This is a genomic window from Arthrobacter sp. UYEF36 (assembly GCF_040547025.1).
Classification (GTDB): domain Bacteria; phylum Actinomycetota; class Actinomycetes; order Actinomycetales; family Micrococcaceae; genus Arthrobacter.
In genome coordinates this window covers 416,717-430,387 of the sequence record NZ_JBEPOX010000002.1, presented here as the reverse complement: position 1 = coordinate 430,387, position 13,671 = coordinate 416,717, and the positions used below count along the sequence as shown (strand labels likewise).

The window sequence follows — 13,671 nt, the reverse complement described above, 5'->3', positions numbered from 1 at the left end:
CACTCAGGGGTCTCAGGCGGCGACGGCGGCCGTGCCGCCCATGCGTCGGAGCCAAAGTTCGACGACGTCGTCGTCGGTTCGCTTGGCGTTGCCGTTCAGCACCGACAAGGCAAGGACGCGCATGGCCTCCAGCCGGGCGAGGTAGCTGGAGGTGTAGAGGGAGGCTCCGGCCCGCTCGGCCAGCCGGGCCAGTTCTGCCGGGGCCACGCTCAGGGGATCGGCGAACGCCGTGATCGGCACACCGCCGAAGGCCCGCATCGGCGTGCGGGTGCAGGCATCGGCCAGGGCAGGCAGCTGGGCCAGGCTCGCCCGGCCGATTTCCTGTACCTCGCGGGTGGCAAATTCCAGCGGATGGCGGTTGATCCAGGTCCGGGCCAGTTCGTCCCAGGGGCCGGGGCCGAACCAGGACCGGCAGAGGCCCGCGTTGAAGAGCACCCGGACCCAGCCAAAGGGATGGGGGTCGCCAAACGGCATCCGGTACACCTTCCGGGTGGTGCCGTCCACCACTGTGGCCAGTGCCGGCAGCGGTGCGTAGCCGAGCAGGACGAACGCGTAGACGTCGGCGGCCACCTCGCTGGCCCAGCTCCGCCAGCTCTCGGCTGCGATGACGGATACCGGCGCGAGGCGGCGGTAGAGCACAGATCCCAATTCCTCGGTCCAGCCGGTCAAGTGGGCCACCTGGTGTCCCGTTTCGTGGACCAGCGAGGTGGGCCGCCACAGGTTGTGCCGGGTGATCTTGATCGCGGCCACGGGGGACAGCGAGGAATCCCAGAGCCGGGCGCCGGAGCGCAGGATGGAGGCGCCGATGCCTTTGTCCAAGTAGGTGAGGACCGGGGGAGTGGGGATCCCCAGAGGACGCAGGACCCGGTCCATGCTGTCCACTGCGATCGCGTCGAGGCCCCGCAGCACGGCTCCGATCCGGTCATTGGTGCGGGTATTGACCGCGTCTCCGTAGAAGTCCAGCACCGTTTCCACCTGTTCGTAGCGCCGGCGCAGTTTCAGCAGTCCGGTGCGGACCGCGCTGAGCTCGCCGGCCGTGCGGGCGGCAGCCAGGGCCGCGCTCAGGTGGTCAGCCTCCGCCACCACCGAGGTGGAAACGGACCGAAGGCTTGAACGGACGCTGAGTCCCAGATAGCTTTCCAGCGACAGCCAGGCCGCGGGTGCGGCCAGCACCTCCAGGTCTGTCAGGGCGATGCTGGCCCGGCGCCAGTGGCGGACTTCTGTGCCGAGCGCCGTCTTCTCTGCCGCGAAATCATTGGCCACTGTACTTCCACCCCGAATGCACGCTGACCTCGGGCAGCTGGACTTCGCCGCCCAGTTTTTCCTTGGTGAGCTCGGAAAACGTGATCGAGATGGTCACCCCGCCCGGCGGCTCGGCCACCGCCGCCGCGAGCTGCGCGGCGCGCTGGGTAAGAAACTTGGACAACGACGACGCCACCGCCTTCATCAGGCGATCCACCGGAGCTGCTGCCTCGGCAACGTCCTTGACCAGCCCGTGCCGCACCATCCGCGCCGTCAGGACCGCGGGCAGCTTCGTTGCATAGACCCGGTGCAGGGCGCTGAGCACGGACGGCAGGTCCCGCCGGGCGGCCGGTGACGACGGCTGGAGCATGGCCAGCATCTGCTGGGCCTGCCGTTCCGAAAGCCTCAGCTGGACCCGCAGCCGCCGTCGGGAGGGCTCCAGGAGCACCAGGAGCCGCCGGGCCAGCCGCTGCTTGGCCCTGCCACGGGCCAGGGCGGCCGACCGGATCCGGAAGTAGCGCCGGCCAATCCTGGGCCGCTGCCTGCCGATGGCCGGAGCCGGCCCGGACCGCCGGCCGAGGGCCGGCTCGCCAAGGAGCAGTCCCGCGACCTCCGGGGTGAGCAGCTGGAACTCCGCGGCGTCCGCCGTTTCGGCCTCGTCCGGGGCTTCATCCTGGGTCAGGTGGCCGAACTGGGTACCCGGGATGGCCTCAAAGAGGTCCACCTCCGCTTCCAGCGGCCAGCGGCGGACACCCCGGTCGAGGAGATGGCCTTCGAGGGTGCCGCCGTCGGACCAGGTGATGGCCCTGGCGGCCTGGCGGCTGATCCGTACTGGGAGCACCCGGGTGTATTTGCGGTAACGGTACCGGGGCCGTGCCGACCGGGGCATCAGCAGCCAGACCCCGCCTTCGCCGGCGGTTTCCCGCTCCGGGAGGTCGTGGTGCAGGATCTTGTCCGGCAGGTAGGCGGCAGCCGATTCCACGAAGGCCTCCTGGATAGCGGCCGCGAGCTGCAACTGGTCCTCGAAGACCTCCTCGGGCAGTTCCATCAGCCTCAGGATGGTGCCCTCCACCGTGGACGCCACCGCCTCACCGGACAGCAGACGCTCCGACTCAGCCTCGGTCTCGAAGCCGAAAACCCTCAGGCCAAGGTCGGCGACCGGCGTCGCAATCAGCTTGGCGGGGCCGGCACCGATCAGCCCCTTGGTGAGGCCCGCAATAATGCCCGCCACGAACTTGACCACCCGCTGCCGGCCGATGATCGATATACCCAGCTTGATCAGGGGCTGCACGGCCATAACAGCGGGCAGGAACTGTTCGATTTCAGCTTCCGGGCTGCTGCCGTCGGGCAGTTCCGCGAGCCGCTCGGCGAACCTGGCGCGGGCCGCGTCCAGGGCGGCGACAGCATCCGCGGACTCATATTCGCGCGGCTCGAAGAAACTCTCGCCGAGTTCCTCCTCGGCTTCGGGAGCGTACAGCAGAGACGCGACTTCGAGTTCAAAAACCTCCGCGAGCCCTTCAGCGGAGGCGTGATCCTCGGCTTCGGCCTCGGCGACTCCCAGTTTGGCGGCCAATTTGCGGGCGAAGGGCCTGACACTGGCCGGCAGCCGGTTCATGGCGGAACTGATGACACGCCTGAGCAGGGGCCTGACCAGGCCTTTGAGCTTGTTCAGCAGAAGACCAATGGGAAGAACCTTGCCGACTGCCGCGATACCCTTCTTGACCAGCCCGACGGCGCCGCGCGCCAGCTTCTTCCCGGCCCGGATAATGCCGCCGATGAATCCCTCATAGCCGGATAGCCCGTACTGGGACTCGTTGCTGGCGGCCTCCAGGAGCTGTTCAAACTCCTGGGCCGGCAGCCCGTAGACATCGGCCGCCACGAGACGTTCAGCGAAACCGTCCATGGCGCGTTCGGTCTCCGAAGCGATCGGCTCCACCCAGTCCTCCAGCGAGGCGCGGGTATCCGCTTCGGCCGGAAGCGAGGACCAGTTCCGCTGATCCGCCAACTGGCGGGCCGCAGCGTCGTTGATGAGCTGGTCCAGGGCATCCACAAAATCTTCGTCTTCGAGTTCCGTATAGAACGCCGCGGCCTCTTCGACCTCCGGGGCAAAGGCCTCCGTCATGAACCTGGCCGGGAAGGGCGTGTTCAAGACCGCCTCCGGGGCGGCGGCCTGGGCAAAAGCTGGGGTCGCGGGAGGCTCGGCCAATGACAGGCCAGAGAACAGAGTCTCGCCGGTGAAGCCGGACTGTGCGTCCATGACACCCTCCTTACGGGATATTGTTTTCAGCTTCGGGGACTTCTGTGTTTTCCACCGTCAATCTTCTGTCTCCATTCCCGTTACGGGCTCATCTTCAAGCTCGGTAATAAGTGCTTCGAGCAACATAACGAGTTCGACAGTCCCGGAAACCACCCATTCCCGCCGGCTGCCGTTTGCGGTGCGTACCCGAATAAACACCCCTTGTGGGTTCCGCCAGAGGCGCAGTAATATCACGGAACAATCGGCTCTCATGGCGGAAATGATCCGCCCAAGTTCCTTCCTAGACGTCAACGCTGCGTAGCAATGTTGCCGATCGCCGCGTATGCCGTGGCCGTTTCCTGAATCTTTCCGCGTCATATCTCCGTGGGGTAATAAAATGACGTCTGCAGTAAGTCAAAGTTCCGTCGCAGATTCGGAATCGGAGGGTCAACCGGGCCTGCTCCTCTTGAACGGTTTTTCCCTATTCCTCGCGCATAAAGAGCTTCAGCTGCCCATTCATGCCCAGCGCGTCCTGGCTTTTCTCGCAATTGCCCGCCAGGACGGTGTGAAATGCTCCCGGCAGGCGGTTATAGCTAAATTGTGGGCGGATTCCAGCGCGGATCATGGCCACGGAAGCCTCCGCACTGCGCTGTGGAGAATCCGTTCGGTGCACGGGTCCCTCATTTCGGCGGGTCGAAGCGAACTGGCGCTCGGCGACGGCGTGGTGACGGATCTCCAGTTGTGCCGGGCGCAGGCCGCCAGGCTGCTGGCACCCGGCGGGGAGTTGTTGGTCGAAGACACCAACAGTTCGCCGCTCACCGGGGACCTGTTGCCGGAGTGGGATGAAGACTGGCTTCTGATAGAGCGGGAACGCCTTCGCCAGGTGCAGTTGCACGCACTGGAGGCGCTGGCGGTCCGGCTGCGAACCCTGGGCCGCTATCCGGAAGGGATCGATGCGGCGCTGCGGGCCAAGGCCATCGAGCCGCTCCGTGAATCCGTGCACGCCGTCCTTATCGACATCTGCCTCGATGAGGGCAATGTCGCTGCCGCCCACGAGTACCTTCGGCAATACAGTTCGTTGCTGTGGACCGAGCTGGGATTACGGCCGTCGCCGAGGCTGCTGGAGCGGGTCCGTGGCGTGTCCCGGGTCCCCGCCAGTGAGACGGATCGGGCCTAGCGTCCCGGCCGGCGCTCCACCACGGCAAAGGCCTTTTCGTCGAAGAATTCCCAATCCGTGATCACCATAAAGCCCAGGGCGTCCACGCGGTCGTTCAGGACGTGCACGTCGAAGCCGCCGTCACGGGGCTCAGCGTCCCAGGTGGACACGTGGACCTCCCCGTTGTCCAGCACCAGCAGTTCGGTGTTGACAGTGAAGTCCTCCGGCGGCTGACTGCTCAGCTGGCAGATGGCGACACAGTGCCTGATGAGGTCGGGACTGTCCATTTTTGGGCCTCCGCTTCGGGGGAACGGTGATGGCATCATCCTATGCCTGCGGCCGGGGTCCGGCGGGGCGGGCCGCACACCGGTCGCCGCAGCCCGCCACGATGCCGATGTGACACTCCGTAATCATTCCGTTACCGTTGTTAGGTGCCTGTTGTTTCCGAGACGGGCTCTCCCCAGCCGATTGCCTAACTCTGCCGCGGCCTGGGGATAACTCGCAGCAACGTCCGGCAGAGACGGGGAAACCAATTTTGACCCGCTGTTCTCCAGGGGTCTTGGGGTGAAGCCGCACGGCCCGGCATGATCGGGCCAGCGTGCGGCCGGGTGCCTCCCATCCGAATCCGACAGCTCACCTCGCAGGCATTGGGAGAGGCTCCTTTAATGACTTTTAGCAATACCCGTGCGCCCAAACGCGCCGATCTTCGCAGCAAAAGCCGCGCCGCCGCTACCATCGGCCGCCAGGCCGCAGTTCTCGTGGCCGCTTCCGGAATGGTGCTCAGCGGCGCCATGGCCGCGAATGCAGCCGATGCACCGACCGAGCGAGACTCCGCGCCGGCGTCGTCCGTTGACGTCCAGGGCCTGGTCTCCGCGCCGGTCATGGCGGACTCCGCCGTCCAGATCACGTTCGAGCGCCCGGCCGTTGAGACTGCCCCGGCTCCTGTGGTCGAGGCACCCAAGCCCGTAGCCGCTCCGAAGGCCCCGGCAGCTGCTGCCCCGGCTGCTGCGGCTCCGGCAGCACCCGCTCCGGCCCCCGCTGCCGCCGCCAAGGCGACGGTCAAGGTCCAGGCAGCACCCGCCCCCGCCGCTGCCCCGGCAGCCGGCGGAGTCAACGCCACCCTGCTGGCCGTCGCGTACGGCCAGATCGGCATCACGCAGGACTGCACCGCCGTGGTGGAGAAGGCCCTGAACGCTGCCGGCATCGCGGTCGGTGACATCGGCCCGACGGCGTTCATGAAGTACGGCAAGGTCGTCGCTGATCCCCAGCCCGGCGACATCATCGTCCAGTCCGGCCACGTCGCCATCTACGCCGGCAACGGCCAGGCCATCAGCGGCGGCATGAACGGCGTCAACGCCACCATGACGCACCCGCTGTCCTGGCTGACCGCCACCGGTCCCGTGACGTTCGTCCGCGCCGGCTAGCAGCACCGCACACAGCACGTCGAAGGCCGGTCGATCGGTTGCCTTGGGGGCAGTTGATCACCGGCCTTCAGCGTGCCCGGCGTCCGGCTCCGGTGCATACCTCAGCAACACCACACCGTTGCCGAACGCACGGCTCTCCAGCAGCCGCAGCGGCGTCACAACGTCCGTCTCCTGGAAGAGGGGCGTGCCCCGTCCGATCAGGACCGGGTGCACATACACCCGATACTCGTCGATCAGCCCGAGCCGCCTGAAAGACGCGGACAGATTGGCGCCGCCCAGCGCCAGATCACCGCCGGGCCCTTCCTTAAGCCTCGCAACATCCTCGGCGGCGACCTCGCGGACCACCTCGGTATTCCACCCGGCCGACGCCAGGGTCCTGGAGTGGACGATCTTCGGCATGTCCCGCCAGATGCCCGCGAAGTCGGCCTCTGTGGGAGTGCTTGAGGGGTCCTGGTCAGCCGTCGGCCAGTAGTCGGCCATCAGCTCGTAGGTGACACGGCCGTCCAGGAAAGCGCCCATGGTCCGGAGCTCATCGTTGAAGTGGCGGTGCAGCTCATCATCGACCCGGTGCCAGCTCAGGTCCCGCTCCGGACCCTCGATGAATCCGTCCAGGGACACCTGCATCATCAGGATGACCTTGCGCATCACGGGCTCCTTCACCAAACTGACGGCCGGGGTTTCCAGCGTACGCCGCACCCCGCAGCTGCGGCAGGGCCCGACGCCGGGCGGCAGCTTCTTGCCGTTCCGGAGGGCGCCCCGCCTGCGAACCCGTCAGAATAATCCTGACCGGCAGCATCTTGCCGAATGTGGCGGCGTCCGCCACGATAGAGCGACTGGATGGCCACAACCGGCACTATCCTGCCGAATGGAGTAGCCCCATGGGTGATGTGCTGTCGATTGGAGCCAGCATCCGGAGCGCCCGCAAGGATGCCGGGATCACGCAGGAGGACCTTGCCCACCTGGCCGGGACCTCGGTGCGCACCGTGCGGGCCATCGAGACCGGGACGGGCAACCCCTCGCTGCAGGCCGTGGTGGCCGTGAGCGGTGTCCTGGGCCTGCAGCTGACGGTGCGCTGATGGCGGCCGGACTGCAGGACCTGAAGTTCGTCCGGGATGCGGATGTCTACAAAGGCGGGATCCTCGCCGGCCACCTCAGCAGGACCGGGTTCGGCGGGGTCCGGTTCAGTTATGCCCCGGAGTACCTTGCGGGCAACGGTCCGGCCGTGGCAGTCTCCCTGTCCCTGACCGGGGACGCGGTGGAAACCCCCGGGGGTGCGCTGCCGGCGTTCTTCGCCGGACTCCTGCCGGAGGGTCACCGGCTCACCGTCCTGAAGAACGCGACCAAGACCAGCTTTGACGACGAGTTGACCCTGCTGCTGGCTGTGGGGGCCGATGTCCCCGGCGACGTCCAGGTGGTCCCGGCCGGCGAGCTCCCGGTCGATCCGCCCGCCTTTGCCGATACCTCCAGGCCGGAGGCGCTCGACTTCTCCCTCCTGGTCGACGCCGTGGATCTCCACGGGCTGCCGGGAGTCCAGCGCAAGACCAGCGCCTCAATGCTGACCACGCCTTTGGCGGTCAGGGGCCACCGCTACCTGCTCAAACTGGACCCGCCGGAACACCCCCACCTCGTGGAGAACGAGGCGGCGCACCTGCAGGGCGCCAGGGCGCTGAAGATCCCGGTGGCCAAATGCTCGGTCATCGCCGACCGGAACGGTCTGCGGGGACTGCTGGTGGAACGGTTCGACCGGGTTAAGGGCCCGGCCGGAACATGGGTCCGGCTGCCGCTCGAAGACGGGACCCAGGTGCTGGGCCTGCCCCCGGCGTCCAAGTACGGCGTCAGCTCCGAGGAGGTGGCAACGGCGCTCGCCGGCGCGTGTACCGCTCCGCTGCTCGCGAGCCGCAATCTGTATCTGCAGTTCGTCTTCGCCTGGCTGACCGGAAACGGGGACCTGCACGCCAAGAATCTGGCGGTCCTGGGCAGCCCGCGCGGATACGTCATGGCCCCGGTCTTCGATGTCCCGTGCACCCTGCTCTACGGGGACGAGACCCTCGCGCTGCCGGTGTGCGGCAAGACGCGTCACCTCAAGGCCCGGCATTGGGCCGAGCTGGCCGGGTCGCTGGGACTGCCGGAGCGGGCCGCCGCCGCAGCGAACCGGACCGCGGTTGCCGCGGCAGCCTCGATCCGGCTCGAGGACCTGCCATTTACGGGCTCTCCGCTGCACGGGGCACAGCGGGAACTCCGTTTCCGGCGGCGGGAGCTGGCCGGCTGATTCAGGGTCCCGCGGGCGTGGCCCCTTGCGCTCAGGCCCCGCCGGTAGAAGAATGCAGGAAATTTGAAGCCGCGCCGCGGTTCTTTACTTTCGGAGGAAACGCATGCCCAAGAGCCTGCCTGTGGCGTCAGCCGACGTCACGCCCCCGATGATGTCCCGGGGCTGAAGCCAAGTGGAATCCTGGGGCCCCGGCCGGCACTACAGCAGCGGCCGGCACACACATGAGGCAGCGCAGGGAGCCGGGCCGCGCCTGCTGAGCCGCATAGGCGGGATCCGCCCGCAGTTCCTGATCGCGCTGGTTACCGTTCTTGGCCTGATCACGGCCGGGGCCGTTTACGGCACCATCCAGGCCCGGGGCCCGGCCGACGCCGGGGCCGCGCCGGCTGCGTCCGTGTCAGCCCCAGCAGGTTCCGCCGGAGCAGCCGACCCGTTGTCCGCCGCCGGCTCGAGCGGCAGCGGCGGAACGCCAACGGCAGCACCGCCGAGCCCGACACCCGCCGCCGTCGCGCCGCCCGAGCCCGCTATCGGACCTGCGCTGGACGCGGAAATCAATGCCGTGATTCAGGCCAACAGCGGCTACCAGGTGGGCGTGGCCCTGATCGATGTGGCTGACGGGGCGGTGCATGAATACGGGGTGAAAACCAAGTTTGTGGCCGCGAGCACCGGTAAGATTCTTGCTGCTGCCGCCTACTACCATCTGGTGGAGACCGGGAAGGCCTCGCTGGGGACCCCGATGGGGGCGTCCACCGCCGGCCAGCAGATCCGGCAAATGGTCCAGCAAAGCAACAACGACTCGTGGGCGTTGATCCTCGCCGCCGTGGGCCATAAGGGGCTGACCAACTATGCCGCCTCGCTCGGCATTCCCTATGACCGGACCGTGAACACCCTCACGCCGGCGGAGATGGCAAGAACTCTCTCCGAGCTGTACAGCGGGCGGCTGCTCAACGCCGCCAACACCGCGCAGTTGCTCTCCTACATGCAGCAGACAAACTACGAAACACTGATCCCGGCCGCCGCACCCGCGGATGTCAGCGTCTTCCACAAGTACGGACTGCTTAACGGCAACCTGCACGACGCGAGCATCCTGGTGCAGGGGGACCGGGCCTACGCATTCGTCGTCTACACGCTGGGCCGGGACGCGGAGGCCGCCCGTGCCCGCGTCTTCCACGAACTCACCAGCACAGTCGCCGCCGGACTCTTTTGACGAGGGTGGCCGTTCCCCGGTAAGAAGCACAACCGCAGGCTGGAAAAGGAGGTGAACGACATGAAAGCAGCCCAGGGAGACCGCATCATCATCCGTGGCACCACGGTCGAGTCAGCGGACCGGCACGGGGAAATCCTGGAGGTCAAGGGGGCAGACGGAGCACCGCCGTATCACGTCAGGTTTGACGATGGCCACGAGACCATCCTGTTCCCCGGCGGCGATTTCGTCGTCGAACGCAGCAAGGACGCTTGAGCCCGCTAGAAGCTCGATGAACTGCCGGAGCCGGAGAAGCTGCCGCCGCTGCTGCCGTAGCCGGTGGTGCTTCCGCCACCGCCGCGGGCGCTGCTGACACTGCTGACTCCGCTGGTGAAGCCGGAGTTGAAAGTCGGCACGGAGAAGAAGTAATACGCGGGGTACACGGTGCCCAGGATGCTGGGTTCGTAGGTGCGCCCGTACTTGGCCTTGCTTCCGGCCTGTGCGCTCTCCATCTCCTTGCGCATGAGCCTGGCTTCCTTCTCGTCCTTGGTGTAGCCGGCAATCACGGTATCGGCGTGGTTCTTGAGCAGTTCGGAGAGGTGGGTGCGTGCGTCCCGCAGCCGGTCAAGGGCCGTCTCGGGCGTGATGGTTCCGTCCGAGAGTTCCGAGGTCCAGCGTTCGATCTCCCGGTGGCTTTCATCGCGGAAGGAACGCAGGGCCGCGGCCGTCGCGGAATCGCCCGCGGCGTTGCGCTTGCTGAGCATCTGTTCGATCGCAGCCAGGTCGGCGCGGAAGGGCGCCAGTTGCCGGTCCCAGGCGGGAGCCCAGGCGGAGCCCCGGTTCAGCAGTGCGTTGGTATCTGCAATCACGTCGTCGAGGGCGTCAAGTTCGGCGGCGGCGTCGGCGAAGCTGCGGGCCAGCTTCAGGTTCGGCCGCCTGCTGAGGTCCCTGGGCGACAGCGCATGGACCTGGTTGGAGAGGCCGGTGGCCGTATTGTACTTGGCCATGAAGGTCCGGTGCTTCTCCAGCACGGTGCTGCCATAGCGGGAGGCTTCCGGGATGGTGCCGGCGTTCAGCTCAGTGACCTGGAGATCCATGCTGACATTGGCGTAGCTGACGTCACCGCGGGCCAGTTCCTGGCGGCTGCCGACCCGGGTCCGCCAGCGCACGATCAGCCAGGTCCCCGCGCCCGCGACGGCCGCCGCAACGCTGGTCCACGCAACGACGAGGAAGGCGGTGGACCGGTACCACGGCTGGTTGATCAGTTCCGCACCGCGCTGGATCCCGGCGATGGTGCCTTCCGTCCACTGGGCGTCGCGAAGAAGTTCCTTGGAGGCGTCCTGGATGTCCTCACGCTGTTCGAGCGAGACCTTCCGGTCCTCGCCCATGTATGTCCCCACCTGCCGGCCCACCGGGTCCACGGCGAAGATAAAGAGCCCGTCCGCCCACTTCTGCCCGTCCCCGCTGATCCATTCCGGATGCTCTGCCCGGGCAAAACGCAGGACCTCCTCATTGAGGTTGTCCGACGCCGAGCCGTTGTAGGTGTAGACGGCCACCTTCGTGGGCTCGTAGAACTCGATCGCCTGCACCGCCGGCAGGAGTGTGTTCCGGTCCAGCACCCCCGCCCGGTCCTCCACGACAATGTCCACCGGCGTGAGGGCATGCGCCGCCGGTCCGGACCCCACCAGCCCGATCATCACCAGAGCGAGGAGGCCCAGGACTTTCCGTACGATTCCCATTTCCCGAGCGTAGTACCTGCCGGGGGCGGCGTCGACGCACCCGCACGCCGGGGACCTGCCTTTCGATGGCTCAGCACCGGATCGTCGCCAGAGGCGTCCGCCCCGGCGAAACAGCAGGTCAGAGCGGAATGGGCCGAAAGACACCGTGACGGCACACCCCGGGTGCTACATACTGACGGCATGAGTCCAGAGGAGACAGAACCCGACCCGAACGCGCCCGGGCCGACGGTGCCCGAACGGGCAACACCGCCGGCAGCGGAACCGGCAGCGGAACCCGCAGCGGAACCGCGACGGCCGGACCGCACCCTGCTTGCCATTCTGGCTGCGATCGCCGTGATCGTGGTTGTCGCACTGATTGTCGTGTTCACCCGTGGTGAGCCGGCGCCGGTGGACGAGGCCACCCCTGCCGGGGTGGTGCAGCGGTATTCCGCCGCCGTGATCGCCGGGGACGAGACTGCTGCGGCCGCCTACCTGACAGACGCCGCCAAGAACCGTTGCAGCACCGACATGGAGCGGATGTCGGGGGACAACCTCCGCGTCACCCTCGTCTCGACCACCGAGCGGCCGGCCTCGGCGGACGTCAGGGTGCTGATCACGGTCTCCCAGGACGGCGGGCCGTTCGGAAGTAACGAATACCAGATCGAGGACGACTTTGACCTGGCCAAGGCAGGAGACAAGTGGCTGATCGACAGAGCTCCCTGGCAACTCACAGTGTGCCAGAACGACGCGGTGAAGAAATGACCGCTGACTCCGCCGTGGGCGCGGCGCAGCGGACCGTCCGCCGCCTCATCACCTACCTGCTGCTCTTCGCCCTCGTGGTGGTCGCCGCCGTCGGGCTCAGCGGCCTGCTGGAGCGGCTCCTTGTGGCGGACACTGTGCTGGCCACCGGGGATGTGGCGGGGCTGGCGCGTTCGCTGGCCTTCGCCCTGATCGGCGGACCGCTCGCCGCGCTCCTGTGGTGGGTAGTCTGGCGGCGTCTGGGCGACGAGACGGAACGGGCGTCCGTCGGCTGGGGCCTGTACGTGACAGGTATCTACGTGGTCTCCCTGGTGCTGGCGACGAGCAACCTGCTGAGCACAGTGACCACGCTGATCGGCGGCCAGTCGCTGCAGTGGCGCCCTTCCCTGGCCACCGGCCTGGTGTGGGCGGCCGTCTGGGTCTGGCACCGGTGGATGTGGCGGCATCCCCGCAAGCGGCCCGCGGACGTGGCTGACGCCCCCACCGTTCTCAGCAGCTATATCGGGCTGGTGATTGGGGTCAGCGGCGCCGTCTCCGCCCTGTCGATACTGCTCGACGCCGCCCTCCGGGGGGCGCTGGCCGCCGGGATGGTGGGCAAGCCCTGGTGGGTGTCCGCGCTGCAGTCCCTCGTCTGGGCTGTGGGCGGCGGGCTGGTGTGGTGGTGGCACTGGACGCACGACGGCGTCCGGCGGCTGCGCGGCGATCTCGCCAGCGTCGGCCTCATCGCCGTCGGGATCCTCGGCGCCGGCGTGCTGACGCTCGGCGGTGCGGGGGTTACGTTGTTCGCCCTGCTGCGGCTCGCCTTCGACCGCACCGATCCGATGGACCAGCTGCTTGAGCCGCTGGCACCAGCGATCGCCGCCGCGGCGGTCGGGTCACTGGTCTGGGTGTACCACCGCGGGCTGGCCCGCGGACGTTCCGAAGCCATCCGGCAGGGGAGCCGGCTGGTGACGTCCGGGGTCGCCCTGGTGGCCGCTGCCTCCGGGATCGGCGTGATCGTGAACGCTGCCCTCGCCATGGCGGCGACGCCGCTGGCTGGCTCCGGGGCACGTACCCTCCTGCTTGGCGGCATCAGTTCGCTCCTGGTCGGCGGCCTGGTCTGGTGGTTCACGTGGAAGCCCCTGGAACGGACCTCCGCGGCGACGCCAAGGCCTGCCGGTGATTCCGGGAACTGGCAAAATGCCCGTCGAATCTACCTGATTGTGGTGTTCGGCCTCAGCGCCGTTGTTGCCGTCGTCACCCTGCTGGTCATCGGCTACCGGATGTTCGAGTACTTCCTGGGCGACATCTCGGGCGGCAGCGTGGTGGACAGGATCCGGGCCCCGCTCGGTTTGCTGGTGGCCACCGGCCTCGTGGCCGGCTACCACTTCGCGGCGTGGCGCCATGAACGTGCCGTCCTCGCGGCGGCGGCGCCCGTCCGGAAGCGGACCATCGGACACGTCGTCCTGGTGACAGGGACCGAGCCGGCACTGCTGAACCGGGCCATCGAGGACGTCACCGGGGCCGGAGTGACCGTTTGGAGACGGGCCGACGTCGGGGCTGCTGCCGCTGCCGACGTCGGCGAGCTGGCCGGCCGGCTGGCCGGGGAACTCGAGGGTGTGACCGGAAAGCAGGTGCTCGTCACGGTCAGTCCTGAGGGCAGGATCGAAGTGATTCCACTGCTGGGCTGAGGTGCCGGCGCCTGGCC

General features: G+C 67.7%; 14 protein-coding genes and 1 riboswitch. Of the genes, 8 read left to right on the top strand and 6 right to left on the bottom strand.

What is annotated here, in order from left to right; translation table 11 throughout:
* Nucleotides 1–12: 12 nt before the first annotated feature.
* The 3 genes from ABIB29_RS06005 to ABIB29_RS05995 all read right to left on the bottom strand — a co-directional run bounded on the left by ABIB29_RS06005 (nt 13) and on the right by ABIB29_RS05995 (nt 4,109).
* Nucleotides 13–1,263 carry a hypothetical protein gene (locus tag ABIB29_RS06005; RefSeq protein WP_354170943.1) on the bottom strand — a complete coding sequence of 417 codons (1,251 nt, stop codon included), beginning with the start codon at nt 1,261–1,263 and terminating at the stop codon, nt 13–15.
* Complete coding sequence (locus tag ABIB29_RS06000; RefSeq protein WP_354170941.1) at nt 1,253–3,499, bottom strand: hypothetical protein; 2,247 nt, start codon at nt 3,497–3,499, stop codon at nt 1,253–1,255. The genes ABIB29_RS06005 and ABIB29_RS06000 overlap by 11 nt, the downstream gene beginning before the upstream one ends.
* A 460-nt stretch (nt 3,500–3,959) precedes the next feature.
* The gene (locus ABIB29_RS05995) at nt 3,960–4,109 is read right to left on the bottom strand and encodes a hypothetical protein (protein WP_354170940.1); all 150 of its coding nucleotides are present in this window, start codon (nt 4,107–4,109) and stop codon (nt 3,960–3,962) included.
* Between the two features lie 36 nt (nt 4,110–4,145).
* Here ABIB29_RS05995 and ABIB29_RS05990 point away from each other — a divergent pair, with 36 nt between their 5' ends.
* Nucleotides 4,146–4,655: an AfsR/SARP family transcriptional regulator gene (locus ABIB29_RS05990; RefSeq protein ID WP_354170938.1), complete on the top strand. Its 510-nt coding sequence runs from the start codon at nt 4,146–4,148 to the stop codon at nt 4,653–4,655.
* Here the strand turns inward: ABIB29_RS05990 and ABIB29_RS05985 are convergent.
* Nucleotides 4,652–4,921: a hypothetical protein gene (locus tag ABIB29_RS05985; protein ID WP_354170937.1), complete on the bottom strand. Its 270-nt coding sequence runs from the start codon at nt 4,919–4,921 to the stop codon at nt 4,652–4,654. The genes ABIB29_RS05990 and ABIB29_RS05985 overlap by 4 nt on opposite strands.
* 203 nt (nt 4,922–5,124) lie before the next feature.
* Nucleotides 5,125–5,295: riboswitch (cyclic di-AMP (ydaO/yuaA leader) on the top strand.
* 4 nt (nt 5,296–5,299) lie between these two features.
* Between ABIB29_RS05985 and ABIB29_RS05980 the strand changes: the two genes are divergently transcribed.
* Complete coding sequence (locus ABIB29_RS05980; RefSeq protein ID WP_354170935.1) at nt 5,300–6,058, top strand: NlpC/P60 family protein; 759 nt, start codon at nt 5,300–5,302, stop codon at nt 6,056–6,058.
* A 57-nt stretch (nt 6,059–6,115) separates the two neighbouring features.
* Here ABIB29_RS05980 and ABIB29_RS05975 read toward each other — a convergent pair whose 3' ends face one another.
* Nucleotides 6,116–6,703 carry a dihydrofolate reductase family protein gene (locus tag ABIB29_RS05975; RefSeq protein ID WP_354170934.1) on the bottom strand — a complete coding sequence of 196 codons (588 nt, stop codon included), beginning with the start codon at nt 6,701–6,703 and terminating at the stop codon, nt 6,116–6,118.
* A 233-nt stretch (nt 6,704–6,936) separates the two neighbouring features.
* On the opposite strand from ABIB29_RS05975, the gene ABIB29_RS05970 reads away from it, so the two are divergent.
* The 4 genes from ABIB29_RS05970 to ABIB29_RS05955 all read left to right on the top strand — a co-directional run bounded on the left by ABIB29_RS05970 (nt 6,937) and on the right by ABIB29_RS05955 (nt 9,783).
* Nucleotides 6,937–7,134, top strand: a complete 198-nt coding sequence (locus tag ABIB29_RS05970; RefSeq protein WP_354170932.1) for a helix-turn-helix transcriptional regulator — start codon at nt 6,937–6,939, stop codon at nt 7,132–7,134.
* Nucleotides 7,134–8,327, top strand: a complete 1,194-nt coding sequence (locus tag ABIB29_RS05965) for a type II toxin-antitoxin system HipA family toxin (RefSeq protein WP_354170930.1) — start codon at nt 7,134–7,136, stop codon at nt 8,325–8,327. The genes ABIB29_RS05970 and ABIB29_RS05965 overlap by 1 nt, the downstream gene beginning before the upstream one ends.
* A 172-nt stretch (nt 8,328–8,499) precedes the next feature.
* Nucleotides 8,500–9,531: a serine hydrolase gene (locus tag ABIB29_RS05960; RefSeq protein WP_354170929.1), complete on the top strand. Its 1,032-nt coding sequence runs from the start codon at nt 8,500–8,502 to the stop codon at nt 9,529–9,531.
* 60 nt (nt 9,532–9,591) lie between these two features.
* On the top strand, nt 9,592–9,783 hold the full coding sequence (locus ABIB29_RS05955; RefSeq protein WP_354170928.1) for a DUF1918 domain-containing protein: 192 nt from the start codon (nt 9,592–9,594) through the stop codon (nt 9,781–9,783).
* A 5-nt stretch (nt 9,784–9,788) separates the two neighbouring features.
* Here the strand turns inward: ABIB29_RS05955 and ABIB29_RS05950 are convergent, their stop codons facing one another.
* Entirely contained in the window at nt 9,789–11,246 is a 1,458-nt protein-coding gene (locus tag ABIB29_RS05950) for a DUF5129 domain-containing protein (protein ID WP_354170926.1), read from the bottom strand.
* Nucleotides 11,247–11,426: 180 nt separating this feature from the next.
* Between ABIB29_RS05950 and ABIB29_RS05945 the strand changes: the two genes are divergently transcribed.
* Complete coding sequence (locus ABIB29_RS05945; protein ID WP_354170924.1) at nt 11,427–11,987, top strand: LpqB family beta-propeller domain-containing protein; 561 nt, start codon at nt 11,427–11,429, stop codon at nt 11,985–11,987.
* The gene (locus tag ABIB29_RS05940; RefSeq protein WP_354170922.1) at nt 11,984–13,654 is read left to right on the top strand and encodes a DUF5671 domain-containing protein; all 1,671 of its coding nucleotides are present in this window, start codon (nt 11,984–11,986) and stop codon (nt 13,652–13,654) included. The genes ABIB29_RS05945 and ABIB29_RS05940 overlap by 4 nt, the downstream gene beginning before the upstream one ends.
* Nucleotides 13,655–13,671: the final 17 nt, after the last annotated feature.